The sequence below is a fragment of the Saccharothrix texasensis genome (genome assembly GCF_003752005.1).
Lineage (GTDB): Bacteria > Actinomycetota > Actinomycetes > Mycobacteriales > Pseudonocardiaceae > Actinosynnema > Actinosynnema texasense.
In genome coordinates, this window is the sequence record NZ_RJKM01000001.1 from 8,536,897 (window position 1) to 8,560,316 (window position 23,420).

A 23,420-nucleotide genomic window follows, 5' to 3' on the forward strand; every position below is an offset into this window, starting at 1 on the left:
TGACCGGTCGCAACCGGGTCCTGCTCACCCTCGAGGGGCACGGTCGCGAGCCCATCGCGGGCGACCACGACCTCAGTCGCACGGTGGGCTGGTTCACCAGCACGTTCCCGCACCTGGTGCGGGTCGAGCGGGGCGTCGGGGACACCCTGGACGCGGTGCGCCACTCGTTCGAGCGGCTGCCGGACAAGGGCGCCGGGTTCGGTCCCCTGCTCCGGTTCGACTCGGGCCTCGGCGAGGACCGGGTCACGCTGGCCGCCGTGCGGCCCCGGGTCTGCTTCAACTACCTGGGCGGCCAGGACAGCGCCGACGGCGCGGACGGCGTCGCCGTCACCCACCTCCCGGCGGACATCACCACCGACGCGGAGGTCCGCTCGCCGCACGCCCTCGACATCCTCGCGTCCCGCAGCGGGCGCGACCTCCTGGTGGAGGTGCGCCACCCGCGCTCGTGGGAGTCGAGCGGCTTGGCCCGGCAGGTCGCCGAGGCCGTGGACAGGTCGTTCCACGAGGTCCGCGACGCCCTGAAGTCCGGTGGGCCACGCGGCTTCCAGGTGTCGTCGCCGATCCGCCAGGACGTGCTCGCGGACATCCTGCTGGACGTCGCGGGCGGGAGCTGACCGGCGCCCATGACGACCACCGCACCCCACCACCGGCCGACGGCCACCACGACCCGATCACCGCGTCAGGGCGAAGCAGAGAGCCTGGTTCATGGTTGACAAAGACAACATCGAGTCCATCTCCGGTCTGGCCGCGATGCAGAAGGGCATGCTCTTCAGCCACGCCGTGGACACGGGCTCGGACGCCTACGTGGAGCAGTTCGACTTCGTGATCGCGGGCGAGGTGGACGCCGGGCACATGCGCGCGGCGCTCGCGGGCGTGTCCCGGACCTACAGCGTCCTGCGCACGATCTTCTCCTACCGCAACACCGACGAGCCGTACCAGATCGTGCTGAAGGAGTGGGCGCCGGAGCTCGACGTCCGCGACTACCGCGACCGGCCCGACCTCGGCCGCGACGTCGAGGAGTTCAAGGTCGCCGACCGCGCGAAGGGGTTCGACCTCAGCGCGGACGTGCTGCTGCGGGCGACCCTGATCCGGGTCGGCGACCGGCGCTGGCGGCTCGTGGTCACCTTCCACCACATCATCCTGGACGGCTGGTCCCTCGGCCCGCTGTTCGCGACGCTGATGGGGTACTACGAGGAGCTGACCCGCACCGGCTCGTTCCTGCCGCGCGGCGAGGCCCTGCCGTACCGCGACTACATCGCGTGGCACGAGCGGCAGCGCGGCGAGGACGCCCGGCGGCACTGGGCGGAGGTGCTGGACGGCTACGAGAACGCGGCCGTCCTGCCCGCCGACCCGCGTCCCGGCGGCTACCGGGGCGCCACGCACCGGTTCACCCTCCCCGCCGGGCTGCACGACGGGCTGACGCGGTTCGCGCAGGAGACCGGGGTGACGCAGAGCGCCGTCTTCCAGGCCGCCTGGGGTGTCGTGCTGCAGAAGTTCAACTACGCCGACGACGTCGTCTTCGGCAGCGTGGTGTCCGGGCGCGGCGCCGAGCTGGGCGGCATCGGGGACGCGGTGGGGCTGTTCGCGAACACCCAGCCGGTCCGCGTGACGGCGGGCCCGGACCAGGACCTCGCCGGCCTGTGCCGCGACGTGCACGAGTCCTACCTGCGCGCCAACGCCTTCGAGAACTTCCCGCTGCACGAGATCCAGGGCCTCACCCCGCTCAAGAACAAGCTCCTCGACCACGTCGTCGCCTTCGAGAACTACCCGCTGTCCGAGCAGCTGCGCGACTTCGGCGGCGAGCAGGGCGAGGGGCTCGCGTTCGAGGGCGTCCAGGTCTTCGAGCGGACGAGCTACGACCTGCACATCGTGGTCAACCCCGGCCGCGACTTCGCGGTCACGTTCGCCTACAACGCGAACCACTACTCGCCGGAGCTGGTGCGCGAGCTGGAGCGCTGCCTGGTGCGCGTCTTCACGGCCGCCGTGGACGACCCGCGCACGCGGATCGCGGACCTCGCGCTGGTGGCCGGCCGCGCGGAGGACGCCCCGGGGCCGCTCCCGGCTCCGTCGGCCATGTTGGACTCGTCCGTGGTGGACGTGTTCGCCGACGTCGTCGCCGCCCACGGCGACAAGACCGCGCTGGTGTGGCGGGGCAACGAGTACAGCTACGCGGAGCTCGACCGCTGGTCCGACTCGGTCGCCTGGGACCTGCACCACCGCGGCGTGGTCCCGGGCACGGCGGTCGGCGTGCTCGCCGACCGGCGCCCGGAGCTGATCGCGGCGATCCTCGGCCTGCTGAAGAACGGCAACTTCTACGTCCCGATCGACACCAAGGACGCCAAGCCGCGGGTCGAGTACGTCGTCGCCGACGCGGGCGTGGAGCACCTGTGCACGGTGCTGGAGCACGCCGAGAAGGCGCCGGCGTCGTCCAGGGTGCTGCTGGTCGCGCGGCCCACCGGTGACGTGCCGCCGTTCCCGCGCCGCCGCAACCTCAACGGCGCCACCGCCTACCTCATGTACACGTCGGGTTCCACCGGCAACCCCAAGGGCTGCCGGATCACCCACCGCAACGTCCTGCGGCTGTTCGCCGACCAGGAGTTCTTCGACTTCCACGACCGCCAGGTCGTGATGTTCACCGGCTCGCCCGCCTTCGACGCCAGCACGTTCGAGATCTGGGGGACGTTGCTGTTCGGGGCGACCCTGGTGCTGGCCGACGAGCTGGACGTGCTCGACGGAGACCTGATGCGCGACGTGATCAAGCGCAACCAGGTGACGGGCCTGTGGCTGACCTCGCCGCTGTTCAACCAGCTCTCCGCCTACGACCCGGCGATCTTCGACCGGCTCGACCACCTCCTCGTCGGCGGCAGCGCGCTGTCGGTGCGGCACCTGGAGCGGGTCCGCGACGCGTGCCCGGACCTGAGGATCACCAACGGCTACGGGCCCACCGAGAACACGACGTTCTCCACGACCCACGAGATCCGCGCGGAGGACCTGCGCCGCGAGCGGATCCCCATCGGGCGCCCGCTGGCGCACTCCTCGGTCCACGTGCTGGACCGGGGGCTGAACCTCCTGCCGCCCGGCGCGGTCGGCGAGCTGTGCGTGGGCGGCGACGGCGTGTCGACCGGCTACCACAACCGGCCCGAGCTCGACCTCACGAGCTTCGTCACGGTGCCCGCGCTGCCCGGCCGTCGGCTCTACCGCACCGGCGACCTGGTCCGCGAGCTGCCCGACGGCACGCTCGACTACCTCGGCCGCGCCGACGACCAGGTCAAGATCAGCGGCTTCCGGGTCGAGCTGGGCGAGGTCGAGAGCGTGCTGAGGTCCGTCGACCGGATCGAGGACGCCGCCGTGATCTGCGTGGAGGTGGACGGGGAGAAGAGCCTGCGGGGCTACTACGTCGCCCGCGAGCCGATCGCGCCGGACGCGGTGCGGCAGGCGATGGCGAAGGTGGTCGCCCCGTACATGGTCCCGGCGGGGCTGGCGCAGCTCGACCGGATCCCGTTGAACAAGAGCGGCAAGGTGGACCGGGCGCGGCTGGCGGCGCTGCGGCCCGAGCCGGAGGCCCGCCGCGCGGCGCCGGACCTCGGGGCGGTGTCCGACGTGGTGCGCCTCCTCGTCGACATCATCGCCGACCTCGTCCCCGCCGAGGCCATCGACGTCAACCGCAACTTCTTCGACCTGGGCATCAACTCGCTCAACCTGCTGACGATCAACAACCGGCTGCGCAAGGCGCTGGACCGCAACGTGCCGCTGGTGCAGCTCTTCCAGCACACCTCCATCGCCTCGCTCGCGGCCTACCTCGACGGCGGCGCCGACGAACCCGGCTCCCGACCCGACGACAGCGGACCCGAGGACGCCTTCGCCGAGGAGGAGCAGGAGGAGGAGCGCGCCTTCACGGCGAGTGCGCTGCTGCGGGAGATCGCGGACGAAATCGCCGAGGAACTCGCCGCCGAGCTTGAAGAGGAGCTCTGACCATGTCGGACAACAAGGCAGCCAAGCGCCGGGAGACCGGGCTGGAGATCGCCGTCATCGGCATGGCCGGCCGGTTCCCGCAGGCCGAGGACGTCGACCGGTTCTGGGCGAACCTGGTCGAGGGCGTCGACGCCATCTCCCGCTTCACCGACGAGGAGCTGCTCGGCGTCGGCGTGGCCAAGGCGGCGCTGGAGGACGAGAACTACGTGCGGGCCAAGGGCGTGTTCCCGAACCTCGAGTACTTCGACGCGGAGTTCTTCAGCTACACCCCCGCCGACGCGACGCTGATCGACCCCCAGGTCCGCGCCCTGCACGAGGAGGTCTTCCACGCGCTGGAGGACGCGGGCTACTCGGCGGAGGGGCGGTCCGAGGCCATCGGCCTCTTCCTCGGCGCGACGAACAACCTCGCGTGGGAGACGCACACCCTGACCAGGCACATCCTGGAGTCGGGGATGACGTTCACCGGCATGCAGCTCAACGACAAGGACTTCGCCGCCACCCGGATCGCCTACGCCCTGGACCTCAAAGGCCCCGCGCTCACCCTGCACACCGCGTGCTCGACGTCGTTGGTCGCCATCGACATGGCGTGCCGCAACCTGTGGACCGGGGCGTGCCAGATCGCGCTGGCGGGCGGCAGCGGGCTGACGCTGCCGCACAAGAACGGGTACCGCTTCCAGGAGAACATGATCCACTCGCCGGACGGCACCTGCCGCCCGTTCGACCGGGCCGCGGGCGGCACCGTCGAGGGCAACGGCGTCGGCGTCGTGGTGCTCAAGCGCCTGGAGACCGCGCTGCGCGACGGCGACCACGTCCACGCGGTGATCAAGGGTTCGGCGGTCAACAACGACGGCAACCGCAAGGTCGGCTACACCGCGCCGAGCATCGAGGGCCAGGCCGAGGTCATCCGCAAGGCCTACCGCGTCGCGAACGTGCCCACCGCCGAGGTGTCCTACGTCGAGACCCACGGCACCGGCACCGCCCTCGGCGACCCGATCGAGGTCGAGGCGCTGCGCAAGGCGTTCGGCGCGGGGGAGCCGGGCTCGACCGGCCTCGGCTCGCTCAAGGCGAGCATCGGCCACCTCGACACCGGCGCGGGCGTCGCCTCCCTGATCAAGGCGTGCAAGATCCTCGAGCACCGGACCGTGCCGCAGAGCCTGCACTTCACCGAGCTCAACCCGAACATCGACCTCGACGGCAGCCCGTTCTACGTCGTGGCGGAGAAGCAGGAGCTGCGGCCGAAGCGGTCGGCGGCCGACGAGGTCCTGCCGCTGCGCGCGGGCGTCAGCTCGTTCGGCATCGGCGGCACCAACGCCCACGTGGTGCTGGAGGAGGCGCCCGGGGCGCGACCGGCCTCCGCCAAGGGCCGGGCGTACAACACGTTCGTCGTGTCCGGGACGTCCGAGGACGCGGTCCGGCGGATCAAGCAGAACTTCGCGGACCACCTGGCGGCGCACCCGGACGTCGACGGCTCGGACCTGGCGTGGACGCTGCAGAACCGCCAACGCCGCCTCGCCTACCGCTACGCGGTGGAGTTCAAGGACGCCGAGCAGCTGCGTGAGCGGCTCCAGGAGTCCCTGGACGCCGGGGAACCGCCCGCCCGCGTGCACAAGAACGCGCGCGGCGAGGTCTACTTCCTCTTCAGCGGCCTGGGCGCGCAGCACCTGCGGATGGCGCGCGACCTCTACGAGAAGGAACCGACCTTCCGCGCCCACCTGGACGAGTGCTTCACGATCAGCACCGCCCTGGGCAGCGAGGTGCCCCGCGAGGTGTTCTTCGGCGACTCGCCGGAGGCCGAGAAGCAGCTGAACAACATCGGCACCACCCAGGTCCTGCTGTTCATGCTGGAGACCTCGGTGGCGCGGACGCTGATCGGGTGGGGCCTCAAGCCGAAGGGCATGGTCGGGCACAGCACCGGCGAGCTGGCGGCGGCGTGCGTGGCCGGCGTGTTCTCGCTGGAGGACGGCGTCCGCCTCGTCCAGGCGCGGGGCAGCCTGATGGACACCACGGTCGAGGGCGCGCTGACCTCCGTGCGGGCGACCGAGGACGTCGTGCGGTCCATGCTGACCGACGAGCTGGCCATCGCCGCGGTGAACGGCCCGGAGGACTGCACCGTCTCCGGCGCGCCGGCGGCCGTCGCCGAGCTGGAGCGGCAGTGCGCCGAGCGGGACGTCAAGTTCGCGCACATCGAGGCCGACCACGCCTACCACTCGCAGTACATGGACCCGATGCTCGACCGGTTCCGCGAGGTGCTGGACGGGGTGGCCCTGCACCCGCCGAAGATCCCGTACCTGTCGAACGTGACCGGCACGTGGATCACCGCCGCGCAGGCCACCGACCGCGACTACTACTGCTCGCACGCCCGCGAGACGGTCCGCTTCTCCGACGGCGTCAAGGCGATCCTGGAGCGGGGCGGGACGCTGTTCGTCGAGGTGGGGCCGGGCAAGGCGCTGTCGTCGTTCGTGCGCGCCATCGGCCGCGACGCGGACGTCACCACGGTGAACGTGCTGCGCCACCGGATGGAGGAGGTCGGGGACGACGAGCACCTGGCGCGCGCGGTCCGCAAGCTGTGGGAGAACGGCGTCGCGCTGGACTGGAAGGCGTTCCACCGGGGCCGCGAGCCGCGCAAGGTGAAGCTCCCGCTGTACCCGTTCGAGAAGGTCGAGTACCCGGTCGACATCGAGGAGTTCCAGCGGCTGCTGGACGACCCGGCCGACGGCGGCACGCGCGCCGTGACCGCGCGGCCCGCGCGGCAGGCCGCGACGGGGACCGTCGTGACGGCGCCGGCGCCCGCCTCGCAACTGACCTGGTCGCGGTCCGTGCGGCCGTCCTCGACCGGCAAGGAGCAGCCGAAGGTCCTGGTCGTGCTCACCGACGACCGCCGCCGGACCAAGCGCGTGCTGGACGGCGTCGCGCACTGGCGGGCGCTCTACGTCACGTCCGGCCCGGAGTACCGGTTCGACCGGCAGTCCGGCGCGGTGGTCCGCCCCGGCCACGAGGGCGACCTCCGGCGGCTGCTCGACGACCTGGAGCGCCACGCCCTGGCGGGTGACACGCTCGTGGTCGACCGGGACGACCACGCGTCGGCGGTGGCGACCCTGCGGGGCCTCTGCGCGGCCGTCCCCGACATGCGGGAGCGGTGCGTGACGGACGTCGTGGTGCTGGACACCGGCGACGCCCTGGCCACTCGCGGCGACTTCCTGCCGCTGCTGATCGGCCTCAACCACGAGCACCCGGAGTTCCGGGTCCGGGCCGTCCGGTGCGACTCGTCCCTCGCCGACCGCCGCGGCGGGGAGGTGTGGCGCGAGCGCCTGCGCGCGGAGCTGGAGGCGCACCGGCCCGACGACGTCGCGGTCCGCTACGAGCGGGGCCAACGGCTCGTGCCGAGGCTGGTGCCGCTGGACGGCGGCGAGCCGGCGGCCGGTCGGCCCGCGCGGACGGTGGTCCTGAGCCGCCGCCGCGACGTCGAGGACGTGGTGCGGGACCTCGCGGGCGGCCACCCCGCCCGGAGCTTCGAGGTGCTGCCGTTCGACCTGGGCGCGGACGGCCCGGTGACGCGGGTCGGCGCGGTGGACGAGCGGGTCACCGTCCTGCCCGCGGTCACGGGGTCGACCTGGGAGGCGTTGTCCGCCAGGCTCCGGGCCGGTCTGCGCGCCCGGCCCGGGGTCGACGAGATCGTGCTGTGGGACACGCCCGACCGGGAGGGCGGCGACGTCGACCGGAACGGGCTGTCGGCTCTGCTGGCGGAGCTGGGCCGGGAGCGGCGCGTGCCGTGCCACGTGCTGTCGCGGCCGGGACTGGACCGCTTCGGGTGGGACCGCGAGGTCACCACGTGGTTCGCCGGGAACGAGCGCGGCGACTCGGGCGCGGGCCTCACCCGGCTCTACTCGTTCGCGGCGGTGCGGGAAGACGACCGCTCGGTGCTGGACCTGCTGCCCCGCCTGCGCGAAGCGGGGATCGGCACGGCCTACCACGGGCTGGACCTCCTGCGGGCGCAGGCCGCCGCCAAGGTGGTCGACGTCGAGGTCGAACCCGACCGGGGTGACGAGCGGCAGGCGATCGCGGCGGTGATCGAGCGGGAGATCCGGACGCTGCTCGGCTTCAGCGAGGTCGACGAGCGCGCCGACGTCTTCGACATCGGCCTCGACTCGGTGAAGCTCGTGCAGTTCACCAACGCCCTGGAGAAGAACGGCTACAAGGTCCTGGCCAACGAGGTCTACAACCACCCGACGATCGCGGGCCTCGCCGCGTTCGTCGAGCGGACGGCCAGGCGCGGCGGGTCGGAGGACCTGACCTTCGACGGCCTCGCGGCCCTGCTGGCACAACGGCTCGGCACGGCCTGCGCGTTCCGCGAGGTGAAGTCCGGGCGGGACGAGGACACGCTCGTCGTGCTCCAGGTGGCGGGTCTGGACGCCGCGCTGAAGAAGAGGGTCGTCCGGGAGTTCGGCGAGCTCCGGGTGCCCGCCGAGTTCGTGCCCCACTACGTCGTCCCCGGCGGCGGGGAGGAGGAGGTCGGGGCGGTGCTGGACTTCGCCGCGCTGAAGGCGGCCGCGGGCCTGCCGTCCTACGCCGGCGGCTACTCGGAGGTCTTCGACGAGATCGACCGCCGGCAGGAGGAGCTGCGCCGGTCCGTCGGCGCCCGGCCGGTGAAGTGGACGTACCCGATCAGCGCGATGCAGAAGCAGCACTTCGCCACCGAGTCGCGCCTGCAGCTCTACCTGATCCAGTTCCACGACCTCGTGGACCTCGACGTCCTCCAGCAGGCGCTGTGCGACGTGATCGGGCGGCACGGGCTGATGCGCAGCTTCCTGAGCCGGTCGTTCGGCCGCTTCCGGTGGAAGGAGTTCGAGGCGCCGGAGACGATCGCCCTGCCGCGGCTGGACCTGTCCGGCCTGGAGCCGCAGGAGCAGGAGGAGCTGCGGGCCGAGCTGGTCAAGCGCGAGTGGAACATGGACTTCAAGGTCGTCGACAAGCCGATGTACCAGGTGGTCCTGATCAAGTACAACGACCGGTCGCACGACCTGCTCTTCCAGTTCGACCACTCGATCTTCGACGCGGCGTCCGGCCAGCTGTTCCGGGGCGACCTGCTCAAGCGCTACGAGGAGCTGACGGCGGGCACGAGCCGGGCGATGCCGATCGCGAAGAGCTACCGGCACCTGCAGGACCAGATCGCCAAGGGCCCGGTCGACATCACGTCGGACGAGCTGATCGAGAAGTTCGACCTCGTCGAGTACGTCCGGTATGCGAAGATCGTCCAGGAGAAATCCGCCAGGTTCGCGAACAGCCGCATCCGGGACGTCCGCTACTCCGTGGACCTGGACCGGCTCCGGGCCGCCGACGGCACGGAGGTCGACTTGTTCTACCTGGTCGTGCACCTCTACGCCCGCGTCGTCGCCCGGCTGCTCGGCATCGACAAGGTGGCGCTGATCATGCTGTTCCAATCGCGCGTGTTCGAGGACAAGGACTACTCCGAGGTCATGGGCATGGTCCTCGGCAGCCTCCCGGTGCTGGTGCCGGGCGAGCGCGACACGATGCGCGACCTCGACGGGATCATCACCGACAAGGTCCGCATGATGAACAAGAACAACGTCAGCTTCCTGAACCTGGTGCAGAACGTCCGGTCGATCGTCAAGCACCGGAAAGTCCTCTCGGTGATGGGCAAAACTCTTCGGCCGACGTGCCTGTTGAACTTCGTCGGAAATGTCGAAGACGAGTACGACGCAATTTGGGACATGACGCTCGCGCAGCTGACCGACGACCAGGCCAAACTGGACTACGCGGACTGCTACGGCGTGTCAAAAGTCGGCAACGGGCGGCTTGACCTGCTCGTCCTGAGCAAGTGGGTCGACGACCCGGAAGATCTCGTCCGAATTTTGGATGACGAAGTCGAGTATCTGACCGGGCGTGTCGTCGCCGGGTGATACGTTAATTTTCGGAGGAGGTTGACAATGGCTGTGATCGAGCTGGACCACGTGACGAAATCGTACAAGTCCAGAGGTCGTCGGACCCTGGCGAACGACGACGTGAGCCTGCACGTCGACGAGGGCGAGGTATTCGGGCTGTTCGGCCACAACGGCGCGGGCAAGACGACGATCGTGAACCAACTGCTGGGCCTGCTGAAGCCGGACTCGGGTTCGATCGTCATCGACGGCCAGGACATCGTGAAGAACCGGAACCTGGGGCGCTACCTCTGCTCGGTGCAGCCCCAGTCCAAGACGCCGCTCGGCGAGCTGACCCCCCGGTCGGTCACCCGCGTCATGGGCCAGCTCCGCGGGATCAGCCCCGAGGAGGTGGACCGCCGCACGACGGAGCTGTTCGAGAAGCTCGACATCACGCAGTGGGCGGACGTGCAGGGCACGAAGCTCTCCGGCGGCGTCCTGCGCCTCACCGGGTTCTGCATGGCCGCCGTCGCGCCCGGTCGCGCGGTCATCCTGGACGAGCCGACGAACGACGTCGACCCGGTCCGGCGGCGCTACCTGTGGAGCGCGATCCGCGACCTGACCAAGGACGGCACGGCCGTCGTGGTGGTGACGCACAGCATCCGGGAGGCCGAGAACACGGTCGACACCATGGCCGTGCTCAACGAGGGCAAGGTGCTCAAGCAGGGCAACGCGCGCCAGATCAGGGGCGAGGCGGCCGGCAACCGGATGAAGCTGGAAGCCGTCGCCAAGGCGACCGAGGACCGGTTCGAGAAGCCCGGTTGGGGCGAGGGCCTGAAGATCTCGGACGGTGAGCTGACCCTCACCTTCGAGCGCGAGCTCGCCTCGGAGGCGCTGAAGTGGGCCGCCGAGCAGCGCGACCGCGGCCTGCTCGCGGAGTACTCCCTCACCGAGATCACCCTCGAAGACATGTACATCGAACTCGTCGGCAGCAGGGGAGCGGTCGAAGGTGCCCAGCGGTAGCAAGCTCAAGTACGTGATCGAACTCCAGGCCCGCAAGCAGGGCAGCTACCTGGTCGTCTTCTCGATCATCATGATCGTGATCGCCCTCGGCGTGGCGATCGGCTTCTCGTACCTGATGTCGTCGCCGGAGGGCGGCGGCATGCTGTACCTCGCGACCGGCGCGCCGACGATCGTGCTGATCATGACGGCGCTGGTGACCGTGCCGATGCAGAACGCGGGCGCGAAGATGACCGGCTACCTCGACTTCGTGAAGTCGCTGCCGGTGAGCCGCAAGCTGTTCCTGATCGCCGACGTCGGCATCTGGGCCATGGTCACCGTGCCGGCCATCGCCATCTCGGTCTTCGTCGCGAACCTGATCTTCGAGCCCGGCTACGCGATCTCGTGGACGATCATCCCCGCGTTCGTGCTCATGGTGCTGTCCTGCTTCGCCATCGGGTACGGCTACTCGTTCGTCATGCCGGCGGAGCCCGCGATGGCGCTGTCGCAGCTGATCGCGTTCATCTCGTTGATGTTCTCGCCGATCAACTTCCCGATCGAGCGGCTGCCCGGCTGGGTCCAGGCGGTGCACGAGGTGCTGCCGATCTACCACATGGCCGAGGTCATGAGGGCGTCGTTGGCGCACACGACGTTCGAGGCGCAGCCGATCAGCTACATCGTGCTCGCCGCGTGGACCGTGGTCGGCTTCTTCGGCGCCGTGCGGTTCCTGGAACGGGCGTGAGGCGGCGCCCGGCCCGGGTGTCGCGCGGCGGCACGGCCACCCGGAGCGGCGGACGTGGCCGTGCCGTTGTCCCGGCGACCCGGGTGATCGGGTCGACCGCCGGTCGGCTGGACAGGAAGGGGCGCTGGTGAGCGTCGTGGACAAGCTCCCGCTCGTGTGCTTCCCGCACGCGGGCGCGGGGATGCTGTACTACAGCAAGTGGAAGTTCGCGTTCGGTGACGGCATCGACGTCCAGATCGCCCGGTACCCGCTGCGCGAGCAGCGGACGACCACGCCGATGCCGGCGTCGCTGCCCCTGCTCGCCAGGGACATCTTCACCGAGCTGGTCGACTCCTTCCGGGGGACGTACGCCATCTGGGGACACAGCATGGGCAGCGTCATCGGCTACGAGGTCGCCAAGCTCTGCCAGGAACGCCTGGGCAACCCGCCGCTGGTGTTCTTCAGCTCCGGGTCGGCCGCGCCGTCCGACAGCCGGTTCAAGGCGGTGTCCGAGCTGGACACCCCCGAAGGCCTCAAGCAGGTGCTGCGCGACTACGGCGGGCTCAGCGAGGAGAACCTCGCCGACCGGGACTTCATGAGCTACTTCGCCCCGATCATCGCGGCGGACCTGAGGTTGCTGGGCGGCTACGAGGAGTCGGCGTTCGAGCCGCTGCGGTGCCCGGTCGTGCTGATGCAGGGCCGGGACGACCGGGTCGTCACGGACGGGTGGCAGCGCTACACCGAGCACCGCGTGGAGAGCACCGAGTTCGACGGCGGGCACTTCTTCGTCGAGGAGCGCCGGCCGGAGATGGCCGCGCTCATGGAGTCGAAGATCCAGCTGCTGTGGCAGCGGAAAGCGGCTTCGGCCAGGTGACGTCGCCCTGCCGCCCGCGCGCCTCGCGTCGACGGGCGGCAGCGGTCGCGTCATTCGCGTTCAGGCCCGACCTCCCACGAGGGCGGCGAACCCGTCGAGGTGGCGGGCCAGGCCGTACTCGAAGAGCTCGTCCAGGTCCGACGTCACGTCCGGCGGGATCGTGGCCAGCAGGGGGAAGCGCCCGCCGGCGAGGAGCTCGTCGGCCCGCGCCCGCCGCGCCCGCCACCACCGGTCCAGCGGCACGCCGGTCTCCTGCTCGGCCTCGACCTCGTCCGCCAGGGGCAGGGCCGCGGTGATGACCAGCGCGTGCAGCGTGAGCGCTTCGCGAACCCCTGTCGCCATGGGCAGGCCGAGCCCGTCGAGCGCGCGCAGCACCCATTCCGTCTGGGCCATCACGTTGGGCACCAGCAGCGGGCGGGTGAACGAGACGGCCCTGGGCAGCCAGAGGTGACGTCGGCACAGCTGCCACTGCCGGCGGGCGATCAGCTCCAGCCCGGCCCGCCACCCCGGCGGTCCCGGCGTCGGCAGGTCCAGCTCGCCGAAGACCTCGTCGGCCATCCGCGCCACCAGTTCGTCCTTGTTCTCGACGTGCCGGTACAGCGACATCGGGCCGACGCCGAGCTCGGCCGCGAGTCGCCGCATCGTCACCGCGTCGAGCCCTTCGGCGTCGGCGATCGCGATGGCGGCGCGCAGGACGTGCCCGCGGGTCGACGCCTGCTCGGCGACGCCTCCGGGTCGCGGTGGCGTGACCCGGCCGGCCGTCGGCTCCGGGTCGCGGCGGGCGCCGATCACCGTGCCGGAACCGACCTTCGTCTCGACCAGCCCTTCGTCGCGGAGGGTCGCCACGACCCTCGTCGCGGTCGCGACCGCGACGCCCCACCGCTGGGCGATCTGCCGGGTGGAGAGCATCCGGTCACCGGGCCGCAGGTCTCCGGTCAGGATGCGGGCGCGGAGTTCCGCGACGATCCGCCGGTAGGGCGGGTCCGGTCGCTGTGCTGACGACATCCCGGAATCGTACTAGTGCAGTTCGTCGCCCGTACTAGTGCACTTCATGCCGCTGAGCAGGGATTTCGGCTGCACGGGGTCGATACGGTGTGCGCACCTCGCCGATACGGCGTACGCATCCCGTCCCGGCCCAGCATGAACGGAAACCGCCATGACCCCGACCGCGAACGTGCCGCGCACGGCTCCGCCCCGCCGCGCGCGGACCTGGTGGCGTCGCCCCTGGATCGCCCCGCTGATGACGGTGGCGGCGTTGTTCCTCGCCTTCTCCGTGCCGCCCTACCTGACCTTCGACCCGGCCCGGTCCCGCCTGGAGCCGCCGGAGGGCGACGACCTGTACTACCCGCTGCTCGTCGCGCACGTCTTGTTCGGCGCCGTCGCCATGGTGACCGCCTGCTTCCAGGTGTGGCCCTCGTTCCGCGCGAGCCACCCGCGCGGGCACCGGCTCACCGGGCGGGTCTACGTCTTCGCCGGCGCGCTGCCCGCCGGCGTGCTCGGGCTCTACATCGGCTGGCACACCGCGGGAGGCCCTTCGGTGCGCGTGGCCAACCTCGTGGGCTCCGCGCTGTGGCTGGCGGTCACGGTCGCGGGTCTGCGCATGGCCCGCCAACGCCGCTTCGGCGACCACCGCCGGTGGATGTCGCGCAGCTTCGCGCTCAGCATGTCGATCGTGCTGAGCCGGGTCGTGAACATCGTCGCCACGATCGTGCTCACGCCCCAGCTGGACACCACATTCCGAGGCAGCCCGGAACTGCTCCGGCACAGCTCCGCGAGCATCGGGGTCTGGCTCAGCCCGTTGCTCCTGCTGCTGGTGACCGACTGGGTGCTGGAACGCCGCAGGCCCGTCGCCGCGGCCCGTCGGCGTCACGACCGGGACGGCGACCGGCCGGTCGCCGTCCCGAGCGGTCACTTGCCGCGCGGATAGGTCTTCTGGACCTCGCCCTTCAGGTTCGCCTCCAGGAACGCGGCGCCGTAACCGTCGATCACGTACACCCGGAACGACGGGGTCTTGTCGATGATGTCGGTGTCGATGATCAGGTACCGCATGGTGGGTTGCGGGACGCCCAGCTCCGTGTTCGCCTGGTCGAAGAGCGCGGGCAGGGCGTCCCAGTTCACCTCGTTCAGGTCGATCACCGCCCGGTCGGCGTCCACCCCGTCCGGGCCCTTCCGGGTCGCCTTGCCGCCCCGGTACTCGAAGTCGTCGAAGCCGTGCGCGACCGCCGCGGTCGGGGCGACGGCCGTCGCGTGGTCCGACCACAGCGTCATCTCGGACACCGCGGTGCCGCCCATCGCCTCGCGGAGCGCGGCGACCGCCTCGCGCGCGCCGGCGGGCGTGAGCAGGTCGCTCTTCGCCGCGGTGGCCGCGGTGGTCGTCCGGCCGGCGGGCAGGTCGGTGAGCATCGGCGTGGTCGCCGAGCCGCCGGGGGAGGCCGTCCAGTCGTACACGCCCGTCAGGCGGGCCACCAGCAGCGTGACCGCGACGACCATCGCGACCCCCACGAGGGAGCCCACCACGGCGCCCGCCCGCTTGCGCGGCTTCGGGAGCGGGGTGGGGTAGGACTGCGGGTAACCGTGCGGAGGCGGCCCGCCGACCGGCGCCGGCGTCTGCCAGCGGGGGTACTGCGGCGAGGGCTGCGGACCGCTCGGCGGCCCCTGGACGGCGAACCCCGCCGGGGTGGGGGGTCCCAGGAGCGGAACCGGGTCGCGCTCGGCCGCGGCGAACATCTGGTCCAGCACCTCGCCGCTGGGCCGCTCGGCCGGCTCGTTGCGCAGCGCGGCGTTGAGCGCGGGTGCGAGGGCGCCCGCGCGTCGTGGCGGCGGGACCGGCTCGGTCATCACGGCGGCGAGCGTCGCCATCGTGGACGCGCGGCGCATCGGGTGGTAGCCCTCGACGGCCACGTACAGCAGCATGGCGAGCGACCAGAAGTCCGACGCGGCGTGCGTCTCGTCGCCGCGCAGCCGCTCCGGCGCGATGTACTCCGGTGACCCGATGACGTCGCCGGTCGCGGTGAGCTGGGTGGAGCCCTGCAGGGCGGCGATGCCGAAGTCGGTGAGCACGGCGCTGCCGTCCGTCCGCAGCAACACGTTGCCGGGCTTGACGTCGCGGTGCATCACGCCCGCCGAGTGGGCCGAGCGCAGCGCCGCGAGCACGTCCCGCCCGATGCCCGCAGCCTCGGCCGGGGTGAGCACGCCGTCGTTCAGCCGCGCGTCGAGCGACGTGCCGCGGACCAGTTCCATGACGATCCACGGGTACGGCGAGTCGGCGGACTCGATGATCTGGTAGATCGACACGACGTTCGGGTGCTGCAACCGGGCGAGCGCGCGGGACTCGCGCAGCACGCGCTCCCGCAGCTGGGCGGCCATCGCGGAGTTGCCGTCGATCTGGTCGGCGTCGGCCGGGCGGACCTCCTTGATGGCCACCTCGCGGTGCAGCCCCAGGTCGAGGGCGCGCCAGACCGTCCCCATCCCGCCGCTGCCCAGCCTCTCCAGCAGCTCGAACCGGCCGTCGAGGATCCGCCCGGTGTGCTCTCGCTCAGACACGGCGACACGCTAGCAACCGCCCGCGGCGCACCGGAGCGGCGGCGGCACTTCCGGATCCCCCCGCCGCACCGGACGACTGCACCCGCCCGGTGCGGCGGAGGGAGGTCGGGGGGCCGTTCAGATCAACGAAGCCGCGGCGTACCGGCTGACCGGGCGCGGCAGGCCGTAGTGCTCGCGCAGCGTGCGGCCGGTGTACTCGGTGCGGAACAGGCCCCGGGCCCGCAGCAGCGGCACGACGTGGTCGACGAAGTCCTCCAGCCCCGAGGGCAGCAGGGGCGCCATCACGTTGAAGCCGTCCGCCGCGCCCGTGGTGAACCACAGCTCGACGTGGTCGGCGATCTGCTCGGGCGTGCCGGCGACGACCTGGTGCCCGCGCCCGCCGCCGAGCCGGCCGAGCAACTGGCGCAGCGTCAGCCGCTCCCGCTGCGCCAGGTCGCGCACCAGCTCGAACCGGCTCTTCGCGCCGTTGACCTGGCTGACCGGCGGGAACTCCGGCAACCGCTCGTCGAGCGGGTGGTCGGTCAAGTCGACGCCGATCAGCTCGGTCAGCTGCCGCACCGCCCGCACCGGGATGATCAGCCCGTCGAGCTCCTCGGCCAGCGCCCGCGCCTCGGCCTCCGTGCCGCCGAGCACCGGGACGATGCCGGGCAGCACCTTCACGTCGTCGGCGTCACGCCCCCGCGCCGTGACGCGGCGCTTGAGGTCGGCGTAGAACGCGGTCGCGTCGCCGTGCGCCTGGTGCGCGGTGAACACCGCCTCCGCCCACGCCGACGCGAACTCCTTGCCGTCCTCGCTCGACCCGGCCTGCACCAGCAGCGGGCGCCCCTGCGGCGCGCGCACCGCGTTCAGCGGTCCGCGCACCGAGAAGAACCGGCCCTTGTGGTTGATCTCGTGCACCTTGGCGTCGTCGGCGAACACCCCGGACTCCCGGTCCACGACCAGCGCGTCATCCTCCCACGAGTCCCACAGCGCGGTGGTCACGTCGAGGAACTCGTCGGCCCGCTGGTAGCGCTCGGCGTGGTCGAAGTTGACCTCGCGGTTGAAGTTCTGCGCCGACCGGTCGCCCGCCGTGGTGACGATGTTCCACCCGGCCCGCCCGCCGCTGATGTGGTCGAGCGAGGAGAACAGCCGTGCCAGGTTGTACGGCTCGCTGAACCCGGTCGACGCGGTCGCGATCAGCCCGATGCGCTCGGTGGCCTGCGAGATCGCGGTCAGCAGCGTGATCGGCTCGAACCGGTTGGCGGCCGTGTGCCGCACGTCGCCCCAGATCTGCACGCCGTCGGCCAGGAACACCGAGTCGAACGTCCCGCGCTCGGCGATCCGCGCCAGGTGCTGGAAGTGCGCCACCTCGTCGAGGGCGCGCGGGTCGGCGCGCGGGTGCCGCCAGGCGGCTTCGTGGTGGCCGACGCCCATCAGGAACGCGTTGAGGTGGAGCTCTCGTGCGGACAACTTCAGACTCCCAGTCGGATCGGGTTGCGGATGTCGAGCGGGTCGGCGTAGATCGCGTCCAGCTGCACGGCCCCGGCCGCCACGCCGAGGACGTCCGGGCCGAAGCTGCTCGGCAGCACCGTCGAGGGCGACGGGCACGCGCGCGAGGTCGCGGCCACCTCGGCGCGCAACGCGTCCGCGCACTCGGGCAGCCGGATGACGCCCAGCTCGGTGACCACGACGACGTCGGGGTTGACGATGTCGAACAGCAGCGCCGCGGCGCGGGCGACGATCCTGGCGCGGTCGACGAGCAGCGCGGTGGCCCTCGCGTCCCCGGCCGCGGCGGCGTCGACCAGGTCCGCGATCGACGGCCGGGGGATCACACCCGCCCGGTGGGCGCGCCACGCCCAGGCGCGGTCGGACACGGTGGCTTCCAGGCACCCCTTGCGGCCGCACGGGCAGTCGATCACCGGGTCGCCGAGCGCCAGGTGCGCGACACCTCCCGCCGCCGACCGCGTGCCCCGGTGCGGGCCGCCGCCGGTGATGATCGCCGCGTCCACCACGTTGCCGACGAACAGGTGCACCAGCGACCGGTGGTGTCCCGCGGCGCCGAACAGCTGCTCCGCCCGCGCCAACGCCCGCGCGTGGCTGTCCACCAGCACCGGCAGGCCGGTCCGCGCCGCGAGCAGGTCGCGCACGGGCACGTCCCGCCAGCCCAGCGACGCGTGCTCGACCAGCACGCCCGCCTCGGTGTCGACCCAGCCGCCGACGGCCACGCCCAGGCCGAGCGGCACGTGCCCCGGCAGGTGCTCGGCGTGCAGCCGCACCAGGCGGTCGGCGGCGGTCGCCAGCACCTCCCGGTGGTCGTCCGGGTCGCGGTGCGGCACCCGCAGCCTGGCCCGGACGCGGCCGCGCAGGTCCAGCAACGCCAGCGTGCAGTGGTCGTGGGCGACGTGGATCCCGGCCACCAGGTGCCGGCGGGTCTCCACGTCGACGGGGGAGTGCGGACGGCCCATGCCCCGGTACGGCAGCGACCCGGCCGCTTCGGTGAGCAGGCCGAGACCGGCCAGCGCCGCGCAGTTGCGCGTCACCGCCGCCGGGCTCAGACCGGTCAGCCGGGCGATGGTGGTGCGCGCGACCGGTCCGTGCCGCAGCACGGCGCCCAACACCGCCGCCGCCCCGGTGCCGCGCCTCGCGGGGTTCACGAGATCAGCGGCGGGCCGGACGGGGACAGCGCGGGACCCACCGCCTTCGCCGCGCCCGGTGTGCGCCCGCGGCCCCACCCGATGTCGCGCCGGTAGCTGCCGAGCAGTCCCGTCCGCCGCAGGTGATCCTCGTCGTGGGCGGACGACCCGGCCGGCAGCGGGTGGGTCTGCGGCGCCACGAACAACGCGTCGGTCGGGCAGTTCGCCTCGCACTGGAAGCAGGTCTGGCAGTCCTGCTGCCTGCTGATCACCGGCACTCCGTCCGCGCCGCGGTCGAACACGTTGGTGGGGCACACGGCGACGCACTTGTCGCAGGTGACGCACCGCGCGGCCGACACCAGTTCGATCACGCCGCCACCTCCTGCGGTCGGGCCCACGCCGCGTCCAGGCCACCGGAGGTGACCCGGAAGTGCTGGGCGGGGTCGAGTTCGGGGAAGTCGAGCCGCTTGGCCATGCCCCGGCTCTCGCTGCGGACCAGCGCCGAGGTGTACATCCACCGGGCGTGCGCGACCATCGCTGCGGCCTGGCGCGCCCGCACCACGTCGCGGCCCTCGGCGCGCAGGCCGGAGCGCACCGCCGACCACGTGCCGTCGAGCTGCCCCAGCGCAGTGCGCAGCACGTCACCGTGCCTCAGGTAGTTCTTGTCGTACGGCAGCACTTCGGCCTGCACGGCGCGCACGACCTCCGCCGCCGACAGCGATGTCGCCGGGCCGGTCGGGCGCAGTCCCGCGCCACCGGCGGCGCGGACCGGGCGCTGCCGCGCGGACGGCCCGAGCGCGCGGGCGAACCGGGCCGCCGCCCGTCCCGACCACGACCCGGACGAGATCGCCCACGCCGCGTTGTGGCTGCCGCCGCCGGTGAACCCGCCGCAGATCAGCTCCCTGGTCGCCGCGTCGCCGGCCGCGTACAGGCCGGGCACGGTGGTCGCGCAACCGTCGTCGACGATCCGGATGCCGCCGGTGCCGCGCACCGTGCCCTCGGCCAGCAGGGTCACCGGGAACGGCTGGGTGAACGGGTCGACGCCCAGCCGGTCGAAGGTCAGGAAGAAGTTCGGCTGGGCCAGCCGCATCGCCCCGCGGGCCGCCTCGTCGGCGCGGTCCAGCTTGCCGAACACCTTCTCCCCGGTCAGCAGCGTCCTCGCGATCACCGACCGGCCCCGTTGGCTGCCCGCGCCGTCGAGCACCGAGCCGTCCGCCCGGTAGAACGTGGCGTAGTTGTAGAACGCGGTCTTGGTGACCGACGTGTGCTCGGGCGCGATGCCGTAGGCGTTGGAGAACTCCATGCCGGACAGCTCCGCGCCGACCTCGGCGGCGAACAGCGCGCCGTCACCGGTGTTCACGTCGCAGCCCAGCGCCTTGCTCAGGAACGCGCAGCCACCGGTCGCCAGCACCACCGCGCCGGCCCGCACCCGGAACGGCCGGTCGGCCTGCCGCTGGTGGCCCGCCGCGCCCGCCACCGCGCCGTCGTCCGCGGTGAGCAGTTCGGTGACGGGGCTGTGGTCGAGGACCCGCACCCCGGCCCGGCGCACCCGCACCCGCTGCCGCCGCATGTACTCCGGCCCTTGGAGGCCGTTGCGCAGCGGGCGGCCGTCCGGACCCGTCGGGAACGGGTAGCGGGCCACCTCCGCCAGCTCGTTGATCCGGTCGTAGGTCTCGTCGAGCACCCTGGCCATCCAGCGCCGGTCCGCCAGGTGCCCGCCGAGCGCTTCCCGACTGGCCATGGCCCGCTCCCGCGCCTCGGGCTCCGGCGGCACGTACCACACGCCGGTGCCGCCGGACGCCGTCGCGCCGCTGGTGCCGCAGTAGCCCTTGTCGGCCAGCACCACCGCGGCGCCGTCCTCGGCGGCCTTGAGCGCCGCCCACGTCGCGGCGGGCCCACCGCCGACGACCAGCACGTCCGCGTCGAGTTCGAGCGTCATGCGCGTGCTCCTTCCCGTGCTGAGGTGGATCAGGAACCGACGGGGACGCGCCAGGAGGTGAACCGGCGCTCCAAGGCGACCAGCAGCTGGTTGAACACCACGCCGATGGCCGAGATGGTGACGATGCCCGCGTACATCCGGGGGATGGCGAAGTTGAACTGCGAGGCGTTGACCAGGTAGCCGAGCCCGGCCTTGGCGCCCACCATCTCCGCGGCCACCAGCACCAGGATCGACACCGCGCCGGCCAGCCGGATGCCGGTGAACACCGTGGGCACCGAGGCGGGCAGGATCACCTTCTGGAAGAGCCGGAACCCCGACAGGTCCACCGACCGGGCCAGCCGCAGCAGGGTCGGGTCGACCCCGCGCACCGCGCTGATCGTGTTGAGCAGGATCGGCCAGGTGCAGGCGTAGAACACGATGGCGATCTTCGACGTCTCGCCGATGCCCAGCAGCAGCACGAACACCGGCAGCAACGCCAGCGCCGCGGTGTTGCGGAAGACCTCCAGCAGCGGACCGAGCAGCGTCGCCACCGGCTGGTACCAGCCGATCAGCAACCCGAGCGGCACGGCGACCGCCACCGCGAGGCCGAACCCGGACAGCGAACGCGCCAGGCTCGCCCCGGTGTGGTCCACGAGCTGACCGCCGGCGGCCAGCTCCCACCAGGCGTCGAGCACGGTGGAGAACGGCGGCAGGAACGTGGCGTCGACCAGGCCGAGCCGGGGCGCGACCTCCCACACCACCAGCAGCACCGCGATCGCCGCCACCTTGCCCGTCGCCGTCACCAGCGCGTCGGCGACGCGGCGCGCGACCGAGGGCCTCCGCACCCGGCCGGCGGGTCGCTCCTCGTCCGCGACCGGTCGTGACTCCAACAGCGCGGTCATCCCCCCGCCACCTCCTTCTCCTGTTGCTGGGCGCGCGAGACCTCGTCGTGCAGCAGCTCCCAGATCCGGTGTCGATATCGCGCGAACTCGGTGCTCGAACGCAGGTCGACCTGACCGACGCGGTCACCGAGCTCGATCGGCACCACCTCCTTGACCCGGCCCGGCCGCGAGGTCAGCACCGCGACCCGCTGCCCGAGGTAGACCGCCTCGTCGATGGAGTGCGTGATGAACACGACCGTCTTGCCGGTGCGCCGCCAGATGCGCAGCAGCTCGTCCTGCAGGGACTCGCGGGTCTGCGCGTCCAGGGCCGCGAACGGCTCGTCCATCAGCAGCACGGTCGGGTCGTAGGCCAGGCTGCGGGCGATCGCGACGCGCTGCCGCATGCCACCCGAGAGCTGGTGCGGGTGCCGGTCCTCGAACCCGTTCAGCCCCACCAGGTCCAGGAACTCGCGGGCCCGCCCGGCGCGTTCCCGGCGCGGCACGCCGGCCGCCTCCAGCCCGAACTCGACGTTGCCCTGCGCGGTGCGCCACGGCAGCAACGCGTACTGCTGGAACACCACGCCGCGGTCCAGGCCCGGTCCGGTGATCGGGACGCCGTCCAGCAGCACCTGGCCCTCGCTCGGCTCGGTCAGGCCGCCGAGCAGGTCGAGCAACGTGGACTTGCCGCAGCCGCTCGGCCCGACCAGGACCAGGAACTCACCGCGTTCCACGTCCAGGTCCACCCCCTGCACGGCGGTGAACTCGGCGCGCCGCCGGGACGCGTGGTCGCGGACCGCGAACCGCTTGCCCACGTCGCGGAAACCGATGTGGGCGCTCACGCCGCCACCCCGTTGAACTCGTTGGTGTAGAGGTCGGAGAGCGTGACCTGGTCCTTGGCGATCTCGCCGCGCTCGGCGAGCCAGTCGACCCACAGCGTCAACTCCTGGTCCACGATCCGGCCGCCCTTCCCGGCCACGCCGTTGGACTTCCAGTACCGCAACGCGGCCGGGTCCTCGTTGCGCCCGCGCTTGGTGAGGATGTCGACCTTGCGCGCCACGACCTCCTCACGCGGGGTCGTCCGGCTCCACTCGATGGCCTGCGCCACGCCGCTGACGAAGGTTCGCACGGTGCCCGGGTTGTCCCTGAGGAAGTCCTCGGTGAACACGTAGGTGCCCGCGGTGAACGCGCCCAGCAGGTCGAAGTCGGAGAACAGCTTGCGCAGGCCGCCCTTCTCCAACGCCTTGTCGCGCAGGATGCCGCCGAGGACGCCGACCTCGATCTGCCCCTGCCGCACGGACTGCTCGATGTTGACCGGCGGCACCGCGATCGGCTCCACCTTCTTGATCTCGTCGGGGGACAGCCCGTTGCGCTTGAGGTAGATGCCGAGCATGGCCTCGTGGTGCGCACCCAGGGTGTTCATGCCGACCTTCTTGCCGATCAGGTCGCGAGCGGAGGTGATCGGGCTGTCCTCCGGCACGTAGAACCCGCTGAACGCCGCCTCGTCGGAGCCGTAGTAGCCGATCACCGACCTGATCCGGGCGCCCGCGGCCTTGAGCTTGACCACCGCGCCGTTGAACGCGCCGCCGAAGTCGACCTGGCCGGTGGCGGCGGACTGGATGTCCTGCGGGCCGCTGGTGGTGTTGCCGACCCACTCCAGCGTCACGTCGCCGAGGTAGCCGAGGTCGGCGGCCAGTTCGGGCAGGGTCACGTCGCCCGCCCATCCCTGGTAGCGCAGCGTCCTGGTTTCGGCGCCGCCGGCGCCCGCGGTGGAGCAGCCGACCGCGGCCGCCGTCAGGCCGAGGAGGGTGAGGCCGAGGAAGTTCCGTCGCGTGCTGATCACGGCGAATCCTTTGTTGGGTAAATGCGGGCAGGCCGAAATACCGGGTCGCGGGACCCGAGTGGCGAGAAAGGGGAGGCGCGTTCAGCGACCGGCGCGACAGAGGGCGCCGGCTTGCCGTCGGAGGTCGACGTGCCGGCGCGAGGTGAGGTTGACGGCTTGGCTCACCCGACGAGCCTCACACCCA

General features: G+C 72.0%; 17 protein-coding genes (1 of these 17 running past the window's edge). 7 read left to right on the forward strand and 10 right to left on the reverse strand.

The features are described from left to right. The 6 genes from EDD40_RS38100 to EDD40_RS38125 all read left to right on the forward strand — a co-directional run. A protein-coding gene (locus EDD40_RS38100; protein ID WP_123747180.1) for a non-ribosomal peptide synthetase crosses the window boundary here: on the forward strand, positions 1-614 show its 3' portion. 6,145 nt of this gene lie to the left of the window's left edge; the window shows 614 of its 6,759 coding nt (coding positions 6,146-6,759); its start codon lies beyond the left edge, outside the window; the stop codon is at positions 612-614. A 91-nt stretch (positions 615-705) separates the two neighbouring features. After that, positions 706-3,972, forward strand: a complete 3,267-nt coding sequence (locus tag EDD40_RS38105) for a non-ribosomal peptide synthetase (RefSeq protein ID WP_211348336.1) — start codon at positions 706-708, stop codon at positions 3,970-3,972. 2 nt (positions 3,973-3,974) lie between these two features. Next, entirely contained in the window at positions 3,975-9,890 is a 5,916-nt protein-coding gene (locus EDD40_RS38110; protein WP_123747181.1) for a type I polyketide synthase, read from the forward strand. A gap of 27 nt (positions 9,891-9,917) precedes the next feature. Then, positions 9,918-10,871 carry an ABC transporter ATP-binding protein gene (locus EDD40_RS38115; RefSeq protein ID WP_123747182.1) on the forward strand — a complete coding sequence of 318 codons (954 nt, stop codon included), beginning with the start codon at positions 9,918-9,920 and terminating at the stop codon, positions 10,869-10,871. Next, positions 10,858-11,589: an ABC transporter permease gene (locus tag EDD40_RS38120; RefSeq protein WP_123747183.1), complete on the forward strand. Its 732-nt coding sequence runs from the start codon at positions 10,858-10,860 to the stop codon at positions 11,587-11,589. Before EDD40_RS38115 ends, EDD40_RS38120 begins: the two co-directional genes overlap by 14 nt. 127 nt (positions 11,590-11,716) lie before the next feature. After that, positions 11,717-12,442, forward strand: a complete 726-nt coding sequence (locus EDD40_RS38125; protein WP_211348337.1) for a thioesterase II family protein — start codon at positions 11,717-11,719, stop codon at positions 12,440-12,442. A 60-nt stretch (positions 12,443-12,502) separates the two neighbouring features. Here EDD40_RS38125 and EDD40_RS38130 read toward each other — a convergent pair whose 3' ends face one another. After that, on the reverse strand, positions 12,503-13,447 hold the full coding sequence (locus tag EDD40_RS38130) for a TetR/AcrR family transcriptional regulator C-terminal domain-containing protein (protein ID WP_123747184.1): 945 nt from the start codon (positions 13,445-13,447) through the stop codon (positions 12,503-12,505). Between the two features lie 235 nt (positions 13,448-13,682). Between EDD40_RS38130 and EDD40_RS38135 the strand changes: the two genes are divergently transcribed. Further along, positions 13,683-14,369, forward strand: coding sequence for a DUF2306 domain-containing protein (locus EDD40_RS38135; RefSeq protein ID WP_123748590.1), 687 nt, complete (start codon positions 13,683-13,685; stop codon positions 14,367-14,369). Here the strand turns inward: EDD40_RS38135 and EDD40_RS38140 are convergent. From EDD40_RS38140 to EDD40_RS44940, 9 genes are all read right to left on the reverse strand, one after another. Next, positions 14,351-15,985 carry a serine/threonine-protein kinase gene (locus EDD40_RS38140; RefSeq protein WP_123747185.1) on the reverse strand — a complete coding sequence of 545 codons (1,635 nt, stop codon included), beginning with the start codon at positions 15,983-15,985 and terminating at the stop codon, positions 14,351-14,353. The genes EDD40_RS38135 and EDD40_RS38140 overlap by 19 nt on opposite strands. 117 nt (positions 15,986-16,102) lie before the next feature. Beyond that, positions 16,103-17,434: an LLM class flavin-dependent oxidoreductase gene (locus EDD40_RS38145; RefSeq protein WP_281277836.1), complete on the reverse strand. Its 1,332-nt coding sequence runs from the start codon at positions 17,432-17,434 to the stop codon at positions 16,103-16,105. A 2-nt stretch (positions 17,435-17,436) separates the two neighbouring features. Next, entirely contained in the window at positions 17,437-18,618 is a 1,182-nt protein-coding gene (locus tag EDD40_RS38150; RefSeq protein ID WP_123747186.1) for an ROK family transcriptional regulator, read from the reverse strand. Further along, complete coding sequence (locus tag EDD40_RS38155) at positions 18,615-18,968, reverse strand: 4Fe-4S dicluster domain-containing protein (RefSeq protein ID WP_123747187.1); 354 nt, start codon at positions 18,966-18,968, stop codon at positions 18,615-18,617. The genes EDD40_RS38150 and EDD40_RS38155 overlap by 4 nt, the downstream gene beginning before the upstream one ends. Next, the gene (locus tag EDD40_RS38160; RefSeq protein ID WP_123747188.1) at positions 18,965-20,536 is read right to left on the reverse strand and encodes an FAD-dependent oxidoreductase; all 1,572 of its coding nucleotides are present in this window, start codon (positions 20,534-20,536) and stop codon (positions 18,965-18,967) included. Before EDD40_RS38160 ends, EDD40_RS38155 begins: the two co-directional genes overlap by 4 nt. A gap of 29 nt (positions 20,537-20,565) precedes the next feature. Next, on the reverse strand, positions 20,566-21,417 hold the full coding sequence (locus EDD40_RS38165) for an ABC transporter permease (RefSeq protein WP_123747189.1): 852 nt from the start codon (positions 21,415-21,417) through the stop codon (positions 20,566-20,568). Next, the gene (locus EDD40_RS38170; protein WP_123747190.1) at positions 21,414-22,235 is read right to left on the reverse strand and encodes an ABC transporter ATP-binding protein; all 822 of its coding nucleotides are present in this window, start codon (positions 22,233-22,235) and stop codon (positions 21,414-21,416) included. Before EDD40_RS38170 ends, EDD40_RS38165 begins: the two co-directional genes overlap by 4 nt. Then, positions 22,232-23,236: an ABC transporter substrate-binding protein gene (locus EDD40_RS38175; protein ID WP_236594276.1), complete on the reverse strand. Its 1,005-nt coding sequence runs from the start codon at positions 23,234-23,236 to the stop codon at positions 22,232-22,234. The genes EDD40_RS38170 and EDD40_RS38175 overlap by 4 nt, the downstream gene beginning before the upstream one ends. A gap of 81 nt (positions 23,237-23,317) precedes the next feature. Further along, entirely contained in the window at positions 23,318-23,401 is an 84-nt protein-coding gene (locus EDD40_RS44940; protein ID WP_360457754.1) for a putative leader peptide, read from the reverse strand. Positions 23,402-23,420 lie beyond the last annotated feature (19 nt).

Excerpts from the sequence above, each read along its gene's own strand:
- EDD40_RS38105 (WP_211348336.1), top strand. The coding sequence starts at position 706 with ATGGTTGACAAAGACAACATCGAGTCCATCTCCGGTCTGGCCGCGATG.
- EDD40_RS38110 (WP_123747181.1), top strand. The coding sequence starts at position 3,975 with ATGTCGGACAACAAGGCAGCCAAGCGCCGGGAGACCGGGCTGGAGATC.
- EDD40_RS38115 (WP_123747182.1), top strand. The coding sequence starts at position 9,918 with ATGGCTGTGATCGAGCTGGACCACGTGACGAAATCGTACAAGTCCAGA.
- EDD40_RS38130 (WP_123747184.1), bottom strand. The coding sequence starts at position 13,447 with ATGTCGTCAGCACAGCGACCGGACCCGCCCTACCGGCGGATCGTCGCG.
- EDD40_RS38135 (WP_123748590.1), top strand. The coding sequence starts at position 13,683 with ATGACGGTGGCGGCGTTGTTCCTCGCCTTCTCCGTGCCGCCCTACCTG.
- EDD40_RS38160 (WP_123747188.1), bottom strand. The coding sequence starts at position 20,536 with ATGACGCTCGAACTCGACGCGGACGTGCTGGTCGTCGGCGGTGGGCCC.
- EDD40_RS38165 (WP_123747189.1), bottom strand. The coding sequence starts at position 21,417 with ATGACCGCGCTGTTGGAGTCACGACCGGTCGCGGACGAGGAGCGACCC.